The sequence below is a fragment of the Pantoea sp. sgz302252 genome (assembly GCF_042610525.1).
GTDB lineage: Bacteria > Pseudomonadota > Gammaproteobacteria > Enterobacterales > Enterobacteriaceae > Erwinia.
Map to the genome: position 1 here is coordinate 204,555 of NZ_JBHDVM010000008.1, position 20,242 is coordinate 224,796.

General features: G+C 51.4%; 18 protein-coding genes and 1 tRNA gene. 12 read left to right on the forward strand and 7 right to left on the reverse strand.

The annotated features are described in order from the left end of the window. Window positions 1-43 precede the first annotated feature (43 nt). The 7 genes from ACETPC_RS16155 to ACETPC_RS16185 form a co-directional block, all read right to left on the reverse strand. The gene (locus tag ACETPC_RS16155; RefSeq protein ID WP_380183008.1) at window positions 44-724 is read right to left on the reverse strand and encodes a LuxR C-terminal-related transcriptional regulator; all 681 of its coding nucleotides are present in this window, start codon (window positions 722-724) and stop codon (window positions 44-46) included. Window positions 725-771: 47 nt separating this feature from the next. Continuing rightward, window positions 772-1,461, reverse strand: a complete 690-nt coding sequence (locus ACETPC_RS16160) for a LuxR C-terminal-related transcriptional regulator (protein ID WP_380183010.1) — start codon at window positions 1,459-1,461, stop codon at window positions 772-774. A 64-nt stretch (window positions 1,462-1,525) separates the two neighbouring features. Beyond that, window positions 1,526-2,053, reverse strand: coding sequence for a fimbrial protein (locus tag ACETPC_RS16165; RefSeq protein ID WP_380183012.1), 528 nt, complete (start codon window positions 2,051-2,053; stop codon window positions 1,526-1,528). 60 nt (window positions 2,054-2,113) lie between these two features. Continuing rightward, complete coding sequence (locus tag ACETPC_RS16170) at window positions 2,114-3,169, reverse strand: fimbrial protein (RefSeq protein ID WP_380183014.1); 1,056 nt, start codon at window positions 3,167-3,169, stop codon at window positions 2,114-2,116. Window positions 3,170-3,179: 10 nt separating this feature from the next. Further along, window positions 3,180-5,717, reverse strand: a complete 2,538-nt coding sequence (locus ACETPC_RS16175) for a fimbria/pilus outer membrane usher protein (RefSeq protein WP_380183016.1) — start codon at window positions 5,715-5,717, stop codon at window positions 3,180-3,182. 95 nt (window positions 5,718-5,812) lie between these two features. Continuing rightward, window positions 5,813-6,487 carry a molecular chaperone gene (locus ACETPC_RS16180; protein WP_380183018.1) on the reverse strand — a complete coding sequence of 225 codons (675 nt, stop codon included), beginning with the start codon at window positions 6,485-6,487 and terminating at the stop codon, window positions 5,813-5,815. A gap of 89 nt (window positions 6,488-6,576) precedes the next feature. Then, complete coding sequence (locus ACETPC_RS16185) at window positions 6,577-7,113, reverse strand: fimbrial protein (RefSeq protein ID WP_380183020.1); 537 nt, start codon at window positions 7,111-7,113, stop codon at window positions 6,577-6,579. 1,178 nt (window positions 7,114-8,291) lie between these two features. Between ACETPC_RS16185 and ACETPC_RS16190 the strand changes: the two genes are divergently transcribed. The 12 genes from ACETPC_RS16190 to ACETPC_RS16245 all read left to right on the forward strand — a co-directional run bounded on the left by ACETPC_RS16190 (window position 8,292) and on the right by ACETPC_RS16245 (window position 20,241). Further along, on the forward strand, window positions 8,292-8,486 hold the full coding sequence (locus ACETPC_RS16190) for a hypothetical protein (protein WP_380183022.1): 195 nt from the start codon (window positions 8,292-8,294) through the stop codon (window positions 8,484-8,486). Between the two features lie 188 nt (window positions 8,487-8,674). Then, the gene (locus ACETPC_RS16195) at window positions 8,675-9,343 is read left to right on the forward strand and encodes a thioredoxin domain-containing protein (protein WP_380183024.1); all 669 of its coding nucleotides are present in this window, start codon (window positions 8,675-8,677) and stop codon (window positions 9,341-9,343) included. Further along, window positions 9,343-10,290, forward strand: coding sequence for an ABC transporter (locus tag ACETPC_RS16200; protein ID WP_380183026.1), 948 nt, complete (start codon window positions 9,343-9,345; stop codon window positions 10,288-10,290). The genes ACETPC_RS16195 and ACETPC_RS16200 overlap by 1 nt, the downstream gene beginning before the upstream one ends. Window positions 10,291-10,314: 24 nt before the next feature. Then, complete coding sequence (locus tag ACETPC_RS16205) at window positions 10,315-12,429, forward strand: peptidase domain-containing ABC transporter (protein ID WP_380183028.1); 2,115 nt, start codon at window positions 10,315-10,317, stop codon at window positions 12,427-12,429. Beyond that, on the forward strand, window positions 12,426-13,595 hold the full coding sequence (locus tag ACETPC_RS16210) for an efflux RND transporter periplasmic adaptor subunit (protein ID WP_380183030.1): 1,170 nt from the start codon (window positions 12,426-12,428) through the stop codon (window positions 13,593-13,595). Before ACETPC_RS16205 ends, ACETPC_RS16210 begins: the two co-directional genes overlap by 4 nt. Next, window positions 13,588-15,543 carry an ABC transporter permease gene (locus tag ACETPC_RS16215; protein WP_380183032.1) on the forward strand — a complete coding sequence of 652 codons (1,956 nt, stop codon included), beginning with the start codon at window positions 13,588-13,590 and terminating at the stop codon, window positions 15,541-15,543. The genes ACETPC_RS16210 and ACETPC_RS16215 overlap by 8 nt, the downstream gene beginning before the upstream one ends. 2 nt (window positions 15,544-15,545) lie before the next feature. Continuing rightward, window positions 15,546-16,940, forward strand: a complete 1,395-nt coding sequence (locus ACETPC_RS16220; RefSeq protein ID WP_380183034.1) for an efflux transporter outer membrane subunit — start codon at window positions 15,546-15,548, stop codon at window positions 16,938-16,940. Next, window positions 16,933-18,183 (forward strand): beta-ketoacyl-[acyl-carrier-protein] synthase family protein, encoded by a 1,251-nt coding sequence (locus tag ACETPC_RS16225; protein WP_380183036.1) that lies wholly within the window; start codon window positions 16,933-16,935, stop codon window positions 18,181-18,183. The genes ACETPC_RS16220 and ACETPC_RS16225 overlap by 8 nt, the downstream gene beginning before the upstream one ends. After that, window positions 18,180-18,956, forward strand: coding sequence for a MaoC/PaaZ C-terminal domain-containing protein (locus ACETPC_RS16230; RefSeq protein ID WP_380183038.1), 777 nt, complete (start codon window positions 18,180-18,182; stop codon window positions 18,954-18,956). The genes ACETPC_RS16225 and ACETPC_RS16230 overlap by 4 nt, the downstream gene beginning before the upstream one ends. Window positions 18,957-18,975: 19 nt before the next feature. After that, window positions 18,976-19,224, forward strand: a complete 249-nt coding sequence (locus tag ACETPC_RS16235) for an acyl carrier protein (RefSeq protein WP_380183040.1) — start codon at window positions 18,976-18,978, stop codon at window positions 19,222-19,224. Next, complete coding sequence (locus tag ACETPC_RS16240) at window positions 19,224-19,949, forward strand: SDR family oxidoreductase (RefSeq protein WP_380183061.1); 726 nt, start codon at window positions 19,224-19,226, stop codon at window positions 19,947-19,949. The genes ACETPC_RS16235 and ACETPC_RS16240 overlap by 1 nt, the downstream gene beginning before the upstream one ends. Window positions 19,950-20,165: 216 nt before the next feature. Then, window positions 20,166-20,241: transfer RNA gene (locus ACETPC_RS16245), tRNA-Gly, on the forward strand. Window position 20,242 lies beyond the last annotated feature (1 nt).

Genomic DNA, 20,242 nt, shown 5'->3' on the forward strand with positions numbered 1-20,242 from the left:
ACGAATTATCGGCGTTAAAACGCATCTACGGACCAGGTCAAATTTATATGGCCAGATTATAGATAGCTAAATCCCTGCCCAGCTGTTTTTTAAGCGAAAAAAGCTCGCTGTTATTTTTCACCTGAAGTTTGCGCATAGCGCTGCATTTATGTGTGCTGATGGTTTTAATGCTGCAATGCTTGAGAACGGCAATTTCCTGTAACGTTTTCCCATTAAATAAATAGGCTAATATTGCGCATTCGCTGCGGGTCAGTCTTTGCAGGTTAATACTGGTATCGGCGTTTTTTTGCGCCAGATAGCCGTGCATCATTGGGCTGATTACCCGCTGGCCGCTAAGGGCATAGCTGATTAACTCCCGTACCCGCTGTAGATCTTCATTACGGGAAATCAGGCTGATGGCGGGATTATCCAGCAGAGGACTAAGCGCCTCGCTTTCCTGACAATGCGTATAGACAATAATCTTCAGCGAAGAGAGCTGGGCGCTTAAGCTTAAAATACGCTCTCGCACCTCGTCCAGGGACTCATGGTAGCTGTATAATTCCGTGAGCAACACGGCGACCGGCTGGTAAAGCAATTTTTCATAGATATCTACCATGCTGTTGCTTTGAAAAACAATATCGCTCTGGCGATGCCAGCTGTTGATAAAGTTAGAGAGGCCCAGCAGCGCTACAGGGAAGGGATCCATCAGCGCCAGGCCGCCGGGTCTGTGTGCCAGTAATTGCATGCTGCCTCCTTGCAGACATACTTTGCTTGTTGTGACTGACGATACCACTATCGGGCGAAAAGCGGACCTGTTTTTGCCATCCACATGCCCTGTAAATAGAGTTCACCATCGCTGTTTATACCCAATTTATGCATGGCGTTGCGTTTATGCGTGCTGACGGTACGGGCATTGCGCGCTATTTCCTGCGCGGTGCCGGTGACGTTTTTTCCGGCGAAAAGATGGGTTAATACTTCCAACTCTCGCGGCGTCAGGTTTTCGCTGCCAGCAGGCTGCTTAGAAAGCAACTGTTTGACTTTGTGACTGAAACTTTTGGTGCCAGCTATAACCTGCTGCGCGCATTGCAGCAGCGCAATAGCGGGTTCCTGCTTTAGCACCAGACCTTGAATTTCTGTGGCCGCCAGCAGCTGCAGAATACGGGTATCGGTAAAAGCTGTATTAATGATAATGGCGGTTGTGGGCCAGCGGGCGAGTGAGAGCCTCAGGAATTTTAAGCCGTCCAGCACTGAGTCATTTTCCCCACAGAGCTCCATGATCAGCAGCTGCGCCGGGGCGGAGTGCAGGGCATCTGCTGCTTCTGTAAGGCTCTTTGTTATACGTACATCCCAGGTAAAGCCGCCGCTCTGGCTTAACACATCGCGAATACCAAGAGCGGTTATTTGACAGGATTCCATAATTATCGCGCTACCCGTTTTCTTGTCAGTAGCTACCTGGTTTTGCTGAAATTGAGCTTTCTTCATATTGTTCCCCCGTCACGCCTGTAAGGCAAAAACCGTCATGACCTCCGCCATGACGGCAAAAGGATTACTGATAGGTAAAGGAAACCTGTACAGAACCTGCAATATTGCCCGGGGTTGCGCCGCCCTCAACGCTATAGGCCCGGGCCTGTAAAGCGAAAGAGGCGGCGCTGGCGCTTACGGGAGCCTCCATCGTGCTGTTATTGCCCTGGCTGGCGCCGGTTTCGCTATCCTGCAGCTCAATCTGAACATTCTTAGCGCTGCCGGTGTTTTCATACATATCAGCCGCGCCCGTTGCCGTCGCTGGTGTGCCGGTAAACTTAGCAATGGCGGCCGTGGTGGTGGCCGGACAATTTTTCAGCAGGATGGTCACCGGCACCCAGTCCGTATAGCTGTCTTGTGCTGCCAGTTTTGTCGCCTCGATATTTTTCCCCAGATCAACATTAATTGTATTGTCCGAACCGGCATCCACCTCGCACGGCGAAGCTTTTATCGTGCCGGTAATATTTAATGTTATATCCCCCAGCGCTGTACCGCTGAAGGTTATTCCTGCTATTGTCAGACTTAACAAAAAGACCTTAACTAATTTTTTCATTATCATATCCTTATGGTTACTCATTTCTGATCCAGATCGCGTCCGGTAACGGGCATAGCATCAATTAATTTCAGCTCTGATTGTCGCGTGTGCCTCAAATTCGCCGACTTCCGGCGCCTCGCCAGAAGTGCTGATGGGGTAAAAGTTTATTTCCGTCGAACCTTCGTTGGAAGGATAATCAAAATCTACGCCAAGTAGGCCACTGTTAGGGGTAATAATATTGCTGTTTTTGTCTACCATCCTGATAGCGATATCGCTGTTAGTCGTTTTCAGTGCATCGCTAAAGGAAGGATCCTGGTTTCCCTGGAAAGAGAGCGAGACGATAACGCCTTCAGAAATATTCGAACATTTTAGGGTCAACTGCTTGTTGATTATATTTACGCTGTCAGGTTTGGCGCCAGCCGTTTTAAAATCTGTAGAGAAGATATCACCAAAATCCACGGTAATTTGACTCTCATCGGGGTTGATTACGCAGCTTTGCGGAACGGTTACAGTGCCGCTCATATAAACTTCAGCCGCCGCCTCCGGAGTAACCACGCCATTTTCTGTTGCAATATGCACTTCAACCAGCTTGGTCAAAGGAATGGTGGTCACGCCGACAAAAGGACGGATAAAGTATAAATCAACAGACCCTCGGGAACCGCTTTCAAATGTATGACCAGCACTATTTTTGCAGGATTTCTGTAAAGCATATCTTTTGTTATTTACATTGGTGAAAGGGATTGGCACCATATCGTTGTTCAAAACGAAAACTTTAGCTGAAATAGCAAGGTATTCGTTGAGCTGGTAGTATTCGCCGCCTTCGCTGGTTTGTTTTCCCAGTATCGGCAAAGGCGAATAAGCTGAAATATAAGACTCTCCTATGACTCCATTACAATCGCATTTGAGCTGATACGTATTACTGTAGCCCCAATTTTCTTTTGACGCATTAGAGATAATCTGTCCCGTCTTGTTTTCTTCCGGCGTCTCCAGCCTTGCATCAAAGGTAAAGGTGTAACGCTGGGGTGTTCCACTGAGCGGCGTACACATTCCTGTTTCGGCCTGCGCCTGTTGGCCCAGACCAGCAATAATCAGGCCCCACAAGAGCAGCCTTGCCTGTTTTTTTAGATTATCCATAATCGAACCTTTATATACATTGACTGTTCAGCAAAAGGATGCCGATATTTTCCTGCTGCTTCGGCAGGCTCCAGGAAGCGTGGCACTGCTGCCCTGGGGAGTTGCCCCATTTCACCTGCAGCGTGCCGCTGCCGGCCATGCCGGTAAGGTAAACCTGACCGCCATCGCCGACGATGCTGTCGTCTCCTCCTTCTGCTGGCGTGACGGAGGCGCCGAAAGGCACGGGCGCGCCATCCTGCATTAATAGCGTCATCAGCACGCGTTGCCCAATATTTGGGTTAAAACTGGCGCGTACTACGGCACCCCGAGTGGGCACTACGGTCTGTTTGGTCAGCGTCATATCTACATCATCCGGCAGGGTTGTGGTATCCAGCCCGATACTGTTTTTGCGATAGACCGATGCATAGGGAACTACGGCATAGCCGCGCCAGTCTGTAATTACCCCTGTTTGATTAAGCAAGGTAACATCTTTGGCGCCAGGCGCTTTTACCAGCACTACCGTTTCGCCCAGCGACTGAGAAAACGTCACGCCGTCTTCATGAACCAGCACGCCGCCGTTCAGTCCGTAGTTAAACTGCTGCTGTGAGCGATCGTAGCTATAACCCAGGTTAACGCTGCCTGAACCGCCCCGATAGTTAAGAGTGGCGCTGCCGCTGGCGCCAGTTCCCTGGCTGGTATAGCCCTGACTGACGCTGTAACTCAGATTGTTATGGGGCAAAGCCGTACCGTTAAGGCCCAGCCTGTTGCTGGTGGCGCCCTGGCGGTTGGTATTCAGGCTATAGGTAGCGTAACTGTTAGGCAGCCATTTGCTTAGCGGTATGCTGAGGTTAAAGGCGAAGACCCGATCGGTGTAATAAAGCCGGTCGCCATTACTGTCATAGCCGTTTTTACTATAGGTATAATTAAGCCCATAGCTGATGCCTTTCAGGCTATTGTTGTAGCCCAACGCCACAGACTGGTTGCGTCGATTGTTATTCCAGTAATCCTCATTAATCAGATTCAGAGAAAGCGAACCCGCGCCGCGCCATAAAGACTGGCTGAGCGTCATCTCAGCCCGGCTCTTTTTATGGTCATAGTTGGCAATATAGCTATCCCGATAACTGTTTAAAGTCTCCTGTAGCGTATAGAAACCCTTGGTTGAATAGCGATAGCTCGCCAGGCTGAAGTTGGTGCCGGTATCGATAAAGTTTTTACCGTAGCGCATCCGCCAGGATTGGCCGCTTTCTTTAATCTGATGCGCCTGAGTAGCCCAGGCCTGAGTAATATCTGCGGAAAGCGCGCCGATCGCGCCTAAATTTTGCCCCCAGCCTACGGCGACGGATTGGTATTTGCTGGCTGCCTGCCAGCCGCCGTAAATTGTTGCTCCCCAGGGTAAACCATAGATCGCGGTGCCCTGAGAGAAAGGAGTGTGCTCGACGTTGCCGTTGGAAGAACGATATTCGCCGCCGGTAAGGCTGTACTTTAATCGCCCTTCACGCTGCAGTACGGGAACGGATGCAAAAGGTACGGTCAGGTTTTGTTCGCTGCCGTCAGTTTCGCGAATGGTGACATAAAGATCGCCGCTGCTGGCCGTTGGATAGAGATCCCGGATTTCAAAAGCGCCGGGAGCGACATAGCTTTGATAGATAATGTAGCCGTTTTGCCTGATGGTCACCTGTGCATTGCTGCGGGCGATGCCGCGCACAACGGGAGAGTAGCCTTTCAAACTTTCCGGCAGCATATCGTCATCCGAAGCAAGCAGCGCGCCACGGAAAGAAACGCTGTCGAAAACTTCACCTGGAGAGGAACTTTCGCCCAGTATCAGTTTGCTTTTAAGCGCAATAATATCGCGTTGCGCATAGGTATTAATTGAACGCCAGCGATCCTCGCCGCTGCTGTCTCTGTTCCATGTCGAATAGTTCCGCAGACGCCAGGCGCCAATATTAAGACCGGAACGCAAATTCATATACCAGCTATGACTGTCGGAAAAATCTTTTTGCCGGGCATAGGTGTTGGCGCCGCTAAAGGTATAATTCAGCAACATAGCAGGGATCCCCTGGTCCCATTTCGAAGGGGGAACATAGCCACGAGCGTTTTTCTGCAGAGCCGCCTGAGGAATGCTTAAATCCAGCCGCTGTTGGTTAAAGCGAAAAGTGGCGCTTGCCTGAGGAATAACCCGGGGAAGATCGACACATTCGTCCGTTGCGCCAATGGCAGGAAAAGCCTCAACCTTTACACCAAGGGTTCTCAGAGTAGCGCTGTTCAGACAGGGGTGCAGGCTCTTTGTTCTGGCGGACGTCTGCGAGAAAAAATCAAGATTCAGCGTATCGACCATTGAGCCATTAAGATAGACATCAACCAGATAGGCGCCTGGCGCCTGAACGCCTTCTTCAAATCCGCTTAAATCAATACCTTTATAGGCCGGATTATCCAGTTCAAGCAGGGCGGGATTAAAGTATTCGCGCGCCTGCACGCCGGGGGCGAGGAAAAGCGGCAGCTGCCAGGCGATCAGACAGGCCAGAAAGGCGTAGCGAAACTCGCCTGGGGTCAAGCTTTTTGAGTTACTCATCCATTTAACTCCATTTATCAGCAGACTGCGATGGTCAGCCTGCTGTATCCCTGATCCCTCACTACCTGTGCAGGGATTACTTTCGTGTTTGCTGGTTAAATATGGCCGACAAACGGTTTACTGGCGCCGCCATAGTCATTGATGATTTCCCAGCTTATTTCACCGCTTTGCGTGCCGGCAGGCAGTTGAAAACGGGCGCTGGATTTAGGGGCGACCAGCGAAATTTTTTCTAATAAAATGCCGTTAACTTTTATTCTAAAAAAATTAACGTAGTAGGCTGAAGGGTTAGTGACCACCAGTTCGTTGCCGCTACGCTGCCACTGTAAGCCCGCGGCCGCATCGCTTAAGGTTCCGGTCAGCCCGCGGGGGCGATAAATTAGCTTGATACGAGTTTTAACGGCTATTTGTAACGTGTTCGCTTTTTTTTCGGCTGCGGGAATCGATTTTATATTCAGCCAGAACAGAGATTCCCGGTCAGTCGGCAGATCGCCGCCGGCACGAACCACGCGCAGAATATTATCTTGCTCGCTATCCAGACGAAAAAGCGGCGGCGTAATGATAAAAGGCGCCTTGCTGCGGTCACCTTCCTGCGACTCAACCCAGGATTGAATTAAATAATTGATTTTGCCTGGATTGCTGACGGTGATGGAAGACTCTTTCAGGCCGCCGTCATAGACTAAACGCGTTCCGCCTACTCTCACTCCAGCCTGAACCTGCTGCCCGCAGAAAAGCAGCAGCACTGCAACGATAGTGCTTCGCCATACGTTCATTTTTTTATCCATTATAAGTAAAATATAAAAGTCAGGAAGGCGTCGCCCTTCCTGACGGATACTGCGCTGGCTGAAATCAGACCAGAAGGTTAGTTATAAGCGATGGTGAAATTAGCGACGGAATTAGCTACGCCAGGTACAACTTCAGTATCGCCAAGTCGGATATAGCTGGCGATAAAATTCAAGGTGGCGCTGCTATTTTTGATATCGTATTCAGAAGTGTTCTGATGCAGAGTGACGGCCTCCCTGCTGTCGCTTTCAACAATGCGAATTCCTACCCCGGTAGCTGCGCTTATGCCATCGACAGCTTCCGTGCTTAAAGCAAGAATAGTACTATCATTTTCACTTTGAGTCCCTTCAAAGAGTACAGAGGCTTTCTTTAGCGTATCCGGACAGGCGGTTAATACAATGGAGAACTCTTTAGCGCCCGCTGTTGAACCTGCTTCCGGAAAAGCGCTTTTGGCAATTTTTCCAAACTTTACAGTCTGCTCGTCGGTGTTTGAAGATATATCACAACCCTGAGCAATAATCTCACCTTCAAAATTTACCGTTCCCTCAGTGGCAAAAGCTCCGGTGCTAAAAATTGCCAGAGCCAGCGCAGAAACTGCAATTACGTTCTTTTTCATCAGTGCATTTCCTTTTGAATGTGCGCAAAAAATTACGCTTTATTGGCATAACGCATGCCTTTCCTTTTTATTTAGTTCCTGAACCGAGATTGCCTGGCTGTTGTCAGGGGAGCGCTAACTTCATCTTTCGGAACATTCGCATGAACTAAACTGTAACGTAATTTAATGAGGCATATAATTAATGTCAACCGGTTAAGAGATTTTTTTATAGTACGTATTAGCGGAAAATAACAAGGTGTTAATTGAAAAAGCGGTGCTGCCTTTATTATTGTGGTTAATTTAGGTTCTTTCTGAGTTTATCCTGTTTTTAATGACGAGGTTAGCTTTGGCAGGTTAGTGGATCGTCATTCAGTGAAGTGCCTCTTTGCTTTCGGGCATTTTTCAATAACGCTAAGCGCATCACGCACAAGGGAAAAATTCAATCCCCTAACCTTTCAGATGCGTAAGGCTTTAATTTAACTTGATGTAATAACCTGGTATTGTAGTTTATGTTATTGAATAAGATAAGTATATTGATGTGTGTATATATTATTGGCCTGACAAACCTTGCTTTCATTTATAAATACTTCTTATGATAAGTAAGCATGAAACGATAGCCGTATTAATAAAATTCCGGGGTAAGAAAGTATGTTTGTTTTTATAAGGAACAACCAGGTTAAATCTACGGCTTACTCCCTGAGATATAATAAGCGCTTTTTGGCTAATAATCTTTAAAAGATACCTTTTCTTTGTGTTTGACCATCAGACCAATTGTCGGGAAGCCAGAAATACCCTTAGATAAGCTGATAATAAAAAAAATTTTTTTATATTTTTTTTGTAATTTTAATCGTCATTCTTATGGTTGTTCTCAGAATTAACCTGTAAAGACATGGCGCTTCTGGTCTTACGTGAGCAGGAAAAAACTATTATTTTTTATCTTATCCAGGTGTTTTCCTGTATGAGGAAAGATTTTATTAACTGGCGAGAACGGAAGAGCGTAGAAAAATATTGTTGATATTAAAAATTCCTCTGTTTATTATCGGTTCCATTAAAAAAACAAGGAAACACCCCCTACTCTTTGATAAAAGACGTTGTCAATCTTTTGTCTTAAGGGAATCTTTCTGATGAAAAACAGGAAGAGGAATTCCTGCTTTAACAGCCGGGAATGAAAACTTAAATGCCTTTATAAGGAATTTTTTATGAAAAAAATTGATTTAAAAAATGCAGCTAAAGTTATTGGTGGATGTAATACTACTACCTGCAAATCAGATGGTATTATTCAGATGAGTGATGGCGGTTGCTATAACAGAATTAACTGTTTTGATAAAAATGGCAAACTTGTCGAAACAAATTTACAACAGGTGGCTTCTTCCCTCTGTAGTGAAATATCTTGATAAAAAATCAGCCTGAGTTAATTAACTCAGACTGAAAAACAGTGCTGATGTGATAAGTTCCGGGCGCATCAGCCTTATTGTTATCTATTGTCCCTCTGTTGGTTCTGGTTATAGTCAACGAATGTCATATCATAATTACTCCTGAAATAATTAGCCAATGAGCTATCTGCTCTTCATGGAAGAACCTTATGCTGAAAAACAAAATTGGTTTATTCATCTACACGCTGGTGGTTATTGTGATCTCTTCATTGATCACTACCGCTTATTTCCATCATTTTGTGTTGCGACCGCTACCTGAATATGAAGCGTTAATCTCACTTAGTGAGGGGATGGTTAAAAAAAGCCCGATCAAAGAAGACAATACCATTATTGAAATATTTTCCTATGGCTGTCATTACTGTTCTGCCAACGAAGAAAACGTCAACAAGCTGGCGGAGCAGATGCCGGCTGGAACCAGATTGGTTCGTCTGCATTTCAACAGTAAAAGCGGCGCCGGGCTGGCCAGTTTTTCCTCGCTGTTTTCCACACTGACTGTAATGGGCGTCGAACCGCAGTACAGACAAAAAATGTATGACGCCGTGCTAAAAGAGCACCTTGATCTAAGCCAGGCGGAAGTCCGTGACGGCTGGCTCAAACAGCAAGGCATCGATCCAGAAATATACGCGCAGGTCAGTCAATCTTCTCAGGTTCAGGAGCTACAAAACTATCTTACTGAAGTTTCCAGCTACTACCAGATTCAGGCAACACCCAGCTTTATCGTCAATAAGAAATGGCTGGCCACGCAGGAAGGAGAATTCAGCGATTTTACTCAACAGCTGCTGTCGCTGCTGCAGCATGATAAGCCGCTGGTGAAATAATGGTTTTTTCCGTGGTGTGGATCTGGCTGGCCTGGCACAACTTTCTCGCCAGGCTGGCGCGAGCATGCAGACTATTTCGTCAGGTACGGCATAAAATTTTTTGCTGGCTGCTGCGGCATTGCGACTACCGCTGGCTGCTGCGGCTGGCAGCGCTGGGCCGTCGACTGGGCCTGGGCAATCGGGCGGAGCGAAGGCGCGCTTTTGTCGCCGCTGCCAATAAACAATGCCTGATTGACGATGGCAGACGCCTGGATTATGCCGCGCTGTGCTACCGTCGGCGACTGTTTGAACTGGCCGCTACTTTCGGGCAGAACCCGCAGCTGCTGGCGCAGCTTGAACGCTGTAAAACCGAGCTTGATGCGGTAGTAAAACCGCTACACCAGGCCGGATCGCCCGTGGTGCTGGCTCCGCTGCATATGGTTTCCGATGTGCTGGCCGGTATCGTCGGCAGCGCCGTTTTTCCCGGTAAGGCAACCGTAATTGTTTCTGCCAGTGTTGAAAATTATGACCAGCAGACGCGGCAGGCGGCAGGCATCAATCTCTCTTATTGTTCAATTCATGATGATAATCGGGCGATTGCCGATAATTTAACTTCGGCAATTATGGCGGCGGCAACGAACCAGCAAAATATTATGCTATTTCCGGACATTACGCCGGATTACACCGCTCAGGGCCAGGCCGCGAAATCGGCTAAGCTGGGCTGTCGACTGTTTGGCCGTCCCGCCAGGCTGCACAGCGGTATTATTCGTATTGCCCGGGCGCTGGCCGCGCAGGTCGTTTTCTATTATCTCTATTACGATAAAGGGATAAAAATTTATATATATCAACCCGTCGCTTCGAGAGATTTAAAGGGAAAACTGCCTGAAATTATCGAAGCCTCGCTTCGCCGACATCCTGACGACTGGACGCTGTGGCACTCGCATTCGCTGTTTTTTATTAATGAATAATCCGGGAACCTGGAAAATCAAATCATGGAAAAGATTATCCCCTCGCTGGTCTGGCAGGGCGAAACAACGGAGTGTGGTTTAGCCTGCATCGCCATGATGCTGCAGACGCGAGGTATTGATATTTCGCTGGCGGAGCTGCGCGAGCGCTATCCCGCTTCCGTACATGGGACTTCGCTGGCTTCGCTGTGCACCATTATGACAGAGCTTGGCGTACCGGTTTGCCCGGTAATGTTCGAGCATAATGAACTGGCAGAGCTGCCGCTGCCTGCGATTCTGCATTACGGCGCCAGCCACTATGTGCTGCTGGCTTACCGTAAAGGCGACTATGTCTGCGTAATGAATCCCGCCCTTGGCATGCAGCTACTGCCTGCCGCGTCGCTGAAAGCAGATATCAGCGGCTATGCCCTGATCGTGGATGACGAGGCGGAGGCGACTTTACCGCAGCCTTCGGCAGGAAAACGCCGAAAAACCGGCGCGCTGGCATGTATGAGCCTGCAGGAGACGGCGAAAGTCCCGGGTATTTATCGACTGATGGCGCTGGCATTTTTAATCTCCCTGACGCTGTTTATCATGCCGACGATGGTCAGCAGCGCTATCAACCAGGTTTATTCCCAGCCGGGCAATAAAGAGTTTCCCTACTTTTATTATCTACTGGCTTTTGTGGTATCAACAGCGCTGGCATTGGGCGTCCGCTGGATTACGGAGCGCTTTGTTAAACGCTTTGTGGTCGTTAACAGCGCGGCGGGCTTTTCGCGTTTGCTCAGCAATTCACTGACCTTTTTTGATAAGCGCGCGCCGGGCGAAATCTTCAGCCGTTTTTCTAACTGGCAGGCGGCTTCGGCCATAAAAATCGAGCTGGATAACGGTTTACGCACCGACTGGATTATCGGCGCCATCGCGCTGGCCGTGATGTGCTATATGAGCCCGAGGCTGGCGATGGTGTCCGCTGCGGGCGTCACGTTCATGGGGCTAATCAGCGTCTGGGCCATTTATCGCGACCGCTATTATACCCAGCAGCTTCAGGTTAAAAACGCCGAGCAGAGCGATTTTATCCTGGAGAGCATCCAGGGATTTTCCACCATTAAATCGGCTCGTCTGACCAGCCAGCGTAAAAGCCGGTTTGTTCACTATGCACAGTCGCTTTTTACCTGTCAGCAGCGGCAGAAAGTTTATGAACAGGTGAAAAACAGCCTTTACCAGCTGATTGGCAGCCTGGAGATGGTATTTTTTATGCTGCTGGCGCTGCCGCTGTTGAACAACGGCGTCATTACGCTGGGCGAATTTTTTGCCTACAGCTTTATCCGGCAAATTTTTACCTCTTACGTCACCAAAATTTTCTTTGCCGTGCTGCAAAAAAATCAGCTTCATGTGATCGATACCCGCGCGCAGGATCTTTTTCCTGCCGCCACAGAGCGGGAAATGATAAACGAAGCTTCTGTACCTTCTTTTCATTCCCGACTGAGCTACAGCGGGATCGCCTTTGCCTATACCGCAGACCAGGGGATTCTTGAGGATCTCTGCTTAACGGTTACTGCGGGCGAAAGCGTAGCAATTATTGGCAGCTCAGGAGCGGGAAAAAGCACGCTGCTAAAGGTAATGACCGGCTTGCTGGCGCCGATGCAGGGCGATATCGCCGTTGACGGTCAGCCGGTGGATTATCGTCAGGCCGCCAGGTTGTTCTTTCTGCAAAGCCAGGAAGATATTCTGTTTAACGCCACGGTTTTGCAGAACATCACTTTGTTTGACGAGCGTTTTGATACTGCGGGCTATCAGCGGATCGAAAAGGCTCTGGCAGGGCTTAATTTAAAAGCGGTTATCGATAACCTGCCGGGCGGCCTGAATGCGCTGGTGCGCGAAAGCCATGCAGGGCTTTCTCTCGGGCAGCGTCAGCGCCTGCTGCTGGCGCGGGCGATGTATAGCAGCAATCCAATCCTGGTGCTGGATGAGCCAACCGCCAATCTGGATGAAGAGACGGCGCTGCAGGTAATGAAAACCCTGCTGCTGCACTGCCGGGATCAACGTAAAACGCTGATCACCGTTACGCACAGCGAAAGCGTGCTGCCGCTGTTCGACCAGGTTTATCGCGTGGCTGAAAAGCGGCTGGAAGAGGTCTGCATTGAACGATGCGGAGGTGCATGATGGCCGCTTCTTTACGTAATAAAGGCTTTATATTGCTGGCCGTCGCGCTGACAGTGGCCGTAGCGGCCAGTATTGGCTGGCGTCTGTTGCAGCCGGGCCACGCGACAGCTCTTTCTGGCGTTGCCGTAACTCGTGGCGATATCGAAAAAACCGTGCTGGCGACCGGCATCTTAAAACCTTCCGTGCAGGTTAGCGTCGGCGCTCAGGTAAACGGCCAGTTGCGCAAACTTTATGTGAAACAAGGCGATCGGGTCACTCGCGGCCAGCTGCTGGCCGAGATCGATCCTACTTTGCAGCAAACTGAGCTGCGCAACACCGAAGCGGCACTGCAGAGCGCCGTATCGCAGAAAGAGGCCAGTCAGGCGCTGCTGGTGCAGTATCAACAGGAACTTACCCGGCAGCAAAGAATGGATCGCGAAGGATCGGGGGTGAAAAGCGAACTGGAGCAGGCGAGGGCAAAATATCGTTCTCAGATCGCCCAGGTAAAGGTTAACGAGGCGCAAATTGTTCAGGCGCAGATGAATCTGGAAACGGCTAAGGCAAATCTGGGTTTTACCCGCATAGTCGCGCCTGTTGATGGCGAAGTACTGGGAATTGTCACTAAAGAAGGGCAAACCATAGTTTCCTCACAAACGGCGCCGACAATTCTGGTATTGGCGAACGTCGACACTATGGCAGTACATACCCGTATCTCCGAAACCGATATTCTCAAGGTACACAGCGGGCAGCCTCTGTGGTTTTACGTCGTGGCCGATCCCAAAACCCGTTATGAAAGCATTATGGGCGTCATCCAGGGAGCCCCAGACGAGGCGTTGCAGGAAAGCGGCGTACCTTCAACAAGTCAGCAGCAATCTTCAGCCATCTACTACAACGGCGTATTTTCCATTGCTAATCCACAGCATCTGCTGCGCACCTCCATGACCGCGCAGGTATTTATTATCGTGGAACAGGCAAAAAACGTATTGCGCGTGCCGGTCGCAGCACTGGGAGAAGCGAAAGGCGAAGATCGTTATCAGGTACAGGTGATCAATGGCGATAAGGCAGAAGAACGTTGGATCCGCACGGGCTTAAACGATCGCCAGTTTATCGAAGTTAAAGAAGGATTAAAGGAAAACGATCTTGTGGTGGTGACGCAGTATGCCACCGGAGGAAGCCGTAATGGCTGAATGCGCTTCTCCGTTGATTGAGCTGCGCGGCATATCGCGCCATTTCGTTTCCGGGCTACAGAAGGTAGCCGTACTGAAAAATATCTCGCTGACGCTGCATCGTGGCGAAATGGTAGCGATCGTCGGCGCATCCGGCTCCGGAAAATCCACGTTGATGAATATTCTTGGCTGCCTGGATAAGCCTACGCTTGGGGAAATGACTATTAAAGGCATTGCTACCAGCCAGGCCAGCAGCGAGCAGCTGGCACAGCTGCGCAGCCAGTATATCGGTTTTATTTTCCAGCGTTATCACCTGATGCCCTATCTGAGCGCGGTGGAAAACGTCGCTGTTCCCGCACTGTATACCGCAATGCCGGCGGCAGAGCGTTTAACGCGGGCTGACTATCTGCTGGCGAGATTAGGACTGCAGGAAAGGATGCATTACAAACCGGCGCAGCTTTCCGGCGGTCAGCAGCAGCGGGTCAGCGTCGCCCGCGCGCTGATGAACGGCGCGGAGATTATTCTGGCCGATGAGCCTACCGGCGCGCTGGATAGCAGCAGCGGCCATGAGTTAATGAACATTCTGCATTCGCTGCATCAGGCTGGTCACACCATCATCATCGTTACGCACGATCGCGAAGTCGCTAATCAGGCGCAGCGCATTATTGAAATCAGCGATGGCGAGATTATCGCTGACAGGCTTAACGAGGCCGCCGCGTCGCCAAAAATCCCATCAGCTTTGCCGGTCGCCGTCGCTACCGGGCGCACGCCGTTCTGGCCAGCGCTGCAAGAGGCGGTAAGAATGGCCTGGCGCGCGCTGCTGGGGCATCGGGCGCGGGCCTTTTTATCCATGCTGGGGATCATCATTGGCATCGCTTCTGTGGTTTCCTCTATGGCCGTAGGCGAAGGCGCGCGTCAGAGCGTGCTGAAAGAAATCAGCCGGCTGGGAACCAGCACTCTGGAGATTCGTCCAGGGCTGGGCTGGGATAATCCTCGTCCCGATCTGATGCATGCCCTGAAAATTTCCGATGTAGAGCGGCTGGCAAAGCAGCCATATGTTGATGGCGTATCGCCTGTGGTCAGCCATACCGTGACCGCCGTGCGCGGAGGAAAACAGGGAACGGTAACGATTTCCGGCATCGGCAACGCTTATTTTTATGTGCAGGGGCTGCATTTTCTTTCCGGTAACGGCTTTACCCTGCGCGATCAGCAAGAGCGCGAGCCAGTAGTCATTATCGATCCGGCTTTGCGTAAAACTTTATTTGCGCCAGGTGAAACGCCGGAAGGGCAAATTATTCAACTTGGCGGCGCCTCCTTCCACGTCATTGGCGTGGCCGAACGCAACGGCATGAAAATCAGCGGCATGATGCGCGACGCATGGATGCCCTATACCTCGCTGCTGGGACGCATGACCGGCGCTATGCCGGTGTCATCAATAACGCTACGCGTCCCGGAGGGGCAGCCGATACAAGAGGTGCAAAAAAGTGTGGAGCGGTTGCTGGAGCAGGCGCACGGCAAGCGTGATTTCTTTACGCAAACCAACGATCAGATGACGCAGGCCATGCGTAGAGCTTCGGATTCAATGTCCCTGCTGATCACCGCTATTGCTGGCATCTCTTTACTGGTCGGCGGCGTGGGCGTGATGAATATCATGCTGGTCTCCGTTACCGAACGAACTCACGAAATCGGCATTCGCTTATCGGTAGGTGCCAGGCCGACGGATATCATGCGCCAGTTTTTGATCGAAGCTATGGTGATCTGCGCGCTGGGAGGCGCGATCGGCGTAGCGGCCTCTGGCCTGGCCGGGTTGATCTTCGCCTGGCTGACGCTTGATTTTACTATGGTCTTTACCTGGCCGCCGCTGGTGCTGGCCTGCGGTTTCTCTGCCCTGATCGGTCTTGGATTTGGTTTTTTCCCCGCGCGCAATGCGGCACGGTTAAATCCGACTGAAGCGCTGGCGAGGGAATGATAATGAACAGACTCCTGCTGGTCACATTACTGGCCGTCTGGCTTACAGGCTGCGGCTCTTTAGTTAAAAGCGACTATCAGCGCCCTGAGATAGTGATACCGGCGTCCTGGCGAATGGAAGCGAGCGGCGTCGGCTATTTAAAGCAGTCTGGCCGCTGGTGGGAAAACTTCGCCGATCCACAGCTTTCAGCCCTGATTGACCAGGCACTAAGCGTCAACAACGATCTGGCGGTAGCTGGCCTGCAGCTACAGCAGGCAAGGCTGGCTGCCGGGCTGGCGAACACTAATCTGACGCCGGACGTTACGCTCAGCGGCAGCGGCAGCCAGCAGAAAAACCTGCGCCGACAGAGCACCACGACAGATACCTACAGCGCTTCGTTAAGCCTGAGCTACGAACTTGATTTATGGGGAAAATTGGCGCGGGCAAGAGAAAAAGCGCAGTGGCAGGCTGAAGCTTCACTTCAGGACAGGCACAGCGCCGCGCTGACGCTAATCGGCGAGACCGCGCAGTATTACTGGAAAATTGGCAACCTTAACCAGAAGATCGCGCTGCAACAACGGGCGATCGCCGTAGGCAGCCAGACGCGAGATTTGGTGAAATCCCGTTACCAGGCAGGTGCGACCAATGAAAGCGAGCTGTTGCAGGCTGAACAATCGCTGCTCACTCTGAACAACACGCTTCACTCTTTGCAGCAACAGCGCGAAGAGGCCCGCAACGCGCTGGCTATTCTTTTTAACCAGCCGCCGACAGAGCGGCAGCCTGAGCTGGCCTCTCTGGATGTTTCACAGGAAGTGCCGATCGCTATTACCTTGCCGGTGGCAGTCATCGCCCGCCGTCCGGACGTGCGGGCCGCCGAAGCCAGCCTTCGTGCGTCTTTGGCAGGGGCGGATGTGGAACGGCTAAATTTTTATCCCAGCCTCTCTTTGACGGCGGCGCTCAGTGCGGGCAGTACCGTTTTTCAACAATGGTTCAGCAATCCGGTTCGCGCGTTGGGAAGCGCCGTCACCCTGCCTTTTGTCCAGTGGAACCAGATGCGGCTGACGGCTAAAAGCGCGGAACTTGACGTTGAGCAGGCGGTAATCGCTTTTCGCAGCACGGTCTACGCTGCGCTGGCCGAGGTGGATAACACCATGACGCAGCGGCTTGATTACCTGCATCAGAAACAGCAGCTGGCAAAAAATCTTCGGCTGAGCCAGCGGCGGCTGACGCTGACGACCAGCCAGTATCGGGCGGGCGCCGTCTCTCTGGAAACTTTGCTGGATGCTGAAGATGCGCTGTTAAGCGTAGAAACCAGCCTGTCGGATATGCAGTACAACTACCTCTACGCCACGCTAAAACTCTGGCTGGCGCTGGGAGGCGGTACGGAAGAAAACACACAGGGAACAGCTTATGAATAATAGCTCATTGCCACGCCGGGTAGTGGTTACCGGCTATGGCGCGGTAACGCCGTTGGGGATGAATAGCGAGCAATGCTGGCAGGCCATCATGAACTATCAGCTGGGCTATCGCTATTACGATCGCTTTAACATGGATATCCAGACCCGCTTTTTAGGCATTATTGACGAAGAGCCGAGTCTTAAAGGCGTGCCTGCGGCCATACGCCGTCGTCTGCCGCGCTATGCGCGACTGGCGTTAGGCGCTGCACGGGAGGCGATCGCCATGGCTTTTCAGGAGCGTACGCCTGCGGATTGTTACGATCCGCTGGAGTGCGGCGTGATTATCGGTAGCGGTTGGGCAGCTTACGATGACATTTGCGCCAACTATGCCGATATCCTGCGTACAGGCCTGGGGTCGCCATTCGGCTGCTTTTTTTCCATGCCGAACGTAGCGACGGCAGCCTGTAGCCTCAACTGGGGACTGCGCGGTTATCAAAACAGCCCGATAGCGGCCTGCGCTACCGGAACTATGGCTGTTGGCGACGCTTTCGAAGTGATCCGCAGTGGTCGGGCGACGATGATGCTGGCGGGCGCGGGCGAATCGCTACGTTCTGACGCCGCTGTATGGAACATTGATGTTCTGCGCGCTTTGACCAGCGAACAAGAAGATATTACCAAAGCCTGCTGCCCGTTCAGTCTGGATCGCAATGGTTTTGTGCTTTCAGAAGGCGCGGCGGTCTTGTGCCTGGAAGAAATGGCAGCAGCGCAGGCGCGCGGCGCGACGATACTGGGAGAGGTCAAAGGTTATGGCAACTACTCCGATGCCGTTGATTTTACCGCGCCGGCAGAAGATAAGCTTGCCAGGCAAAAAACGATCCAGCGTGCTTTACAGCAGGCCGGACTAACGGCTACGGAAATTGACTATATCAATGCGCATGGCACCTCCACGCCGCTGAACGATCTGAATGAAACCGAGGCGATCAAGCTGGCGCTTGGCCCGGCCGCCAGCACTATTCCCGTTTCCAGTACTAAATCTTACTCCGGGCATCTGATTGCGGCTGCGGGCAGTTTCGAATCGATCATTTGCCTGCAGGCGCTACAGCACCAGATGATGCCCGCCACGCTGCACCTCAAAAATGCCGATCCGCAGTGCGATCTGGACTATATCAGCGAAGGTCACCGCGCCGGCACGTTGCGTAACATCCTTAATCTGAGTTTTGGGTTCGGTGGCGCTAACGCGGCGGTGGTTATAGGAAAAGTATGAATACTCTGCTCTATACCCAACGCGATGCTGAGGAGTGGGCCGCCTTTTCCGGCGATTATAATCCCGTTCATTTTGATAATGGCTACGCCCACAAAATCGGCCTGGAGAAAACCAGCGTTCACGGGATGAGAATGATGCTGGACATCAAGCAGCGTCTCACCACAGCGTTGCTCACCGAAAAGCCGGAAAACGATTTCTATCTGTGCAGCACTCGCCTGCGCTATCCGGTTCTGTGCGGAGAGCCTTATCAACTGCAAATTGCTGGTGTACCCGGGCACCCGGTTGCCAGGCTGCTGAATGCCGCTCAGGAAGGGTGTGTGACCAGCAAACTCGCGCCTGCGCCAGCGCTGAAAGAGCCCGAAAGCCAGCGCCATGAACGGGAAATCGCGGCAGAGCAAATCATGGCCTTTAGTGGGAAGTATCCGGGAAATGCTGAAGAAAATGCGTGGGTCTTTTTTGACGCGCTGCTTTTTCACCTGCTGTTGCAAACCACCGATACGCTGATGGCGCTACCGGAACTACAGGCGACAAAGCTTAACGAAGTCTTTACCCGGTTGCCGGTCATGCAAACGCATCACGAAACGCACTTCAGCGCCCGGTTATTTCATGCCGGCCGTTCACTGCTGGACGAGCCGCTTCGCTGGACGAGTCAGCCTACGCTGGTAATGGGCAGCAAAGAGACAGGCTATATCTTACGCACGGTGATTCAGGCAAAAGCGCAGCAGCCGCTGATTGCTACTGCTGTGACCTTAAAAACCTGGGCAATTGGATAATGACAAAAGGAAGATAAAAATGGAAAAGCATGAAAAGGTCTACAACACCCTTTGCGAAACTATCTGTGATGCAAAAGATTTAGGAATGAGCAGTCTCTCGCCTGACATGCTGCTAACGCAGATAGAGTTGGACAGCCTGGACTACGTTGAACTGATGGTACTGGCAAAAAGGGAATTTGACGTCACGCTTACTGCGGATATTTTTATTAAAAATCCGCAGATGACCCTGGGCGAACTCTGTCTGATCCTTGTTGAAAGGCAGCAATGATGAACAGGTCGTGGGTATTAGTCACGGGGGGAAGTCGCGGTATTGGTCGTGCGGTAGTGGAAGAGCTGGCCAGCCGGTGGAACGTGGTCTTTACCTGTCGCAGCGAAAGTGGCCTGCAGGAACAGAAAGAAACTGAACAGACTGGATGGATAAGACGTTGCCTTTGCGATGGCAGCGATCAGCAGGCGGTAGACGTTGCCGCGCCGGCACTGCTGGCACAGTACGGTGCGCCCTTTGCCCTTATTCATAATGCAGGCATCACGCATGACGATTTGCATATAAAGCAGACCGGTGAACGCTGGCGGCAGGTAATAGAGACGAACCTGAGCGCCATCTTTTACTGGAATCGACACTTGCTGCCAGCGATGATTGCACAGGGCCAGGGGGCAATAGTGCTGATGTCTTCAGTAACCGGTATTAAAGGCAATATCGGGCAAACGACCTATGGCGCGACCAAAGCGGCGATGACGGGGATGGCAAGGTCGCTGGCGCTGGAAGTTGCGCGTTTCAATATCAGGGTAAACTGTCTGTTGCCGGGGGTTATTGCGAGCGAGATGACCGGGGCGATCCCTCCTGAGGCGCTGAAAGCGTTACGCAGACAAATTCCGCTGCGTAGATTAGGCAAAGCCAGTGAAATAGCCCGCGCCGCCGCTTTTCTGATTAGCGACGAGAGTAGCTATATGACAGGCCAGAGCCTGGTGCTGGACGGTGGCCTGACCGCCTGATCCAGACAGGCGGCCGACAAAGCCGCCTGTCTGACGCTTTTTGCGAGCATAAAGTAAACATTCGCGCAGGCGCAGGCCCTTTCATCAAGCTCAGGGGTTGCTAAGGCAAAGGGATTAGTCCATAATGCACACCATCTTGCGGAGCGCTTTTGATACAAAATTGTTATCTATCAAGAACATAGGTCAATTTAAAGCGTTTTGAAAGTGGTAAGTCGGGCGGGAATAGCTCAGTTGGTAGAGCACGACCTTGCCAAGGTCGGGGTCGCGAGTTCGAGTCTCGTTTCCCGCTCCAA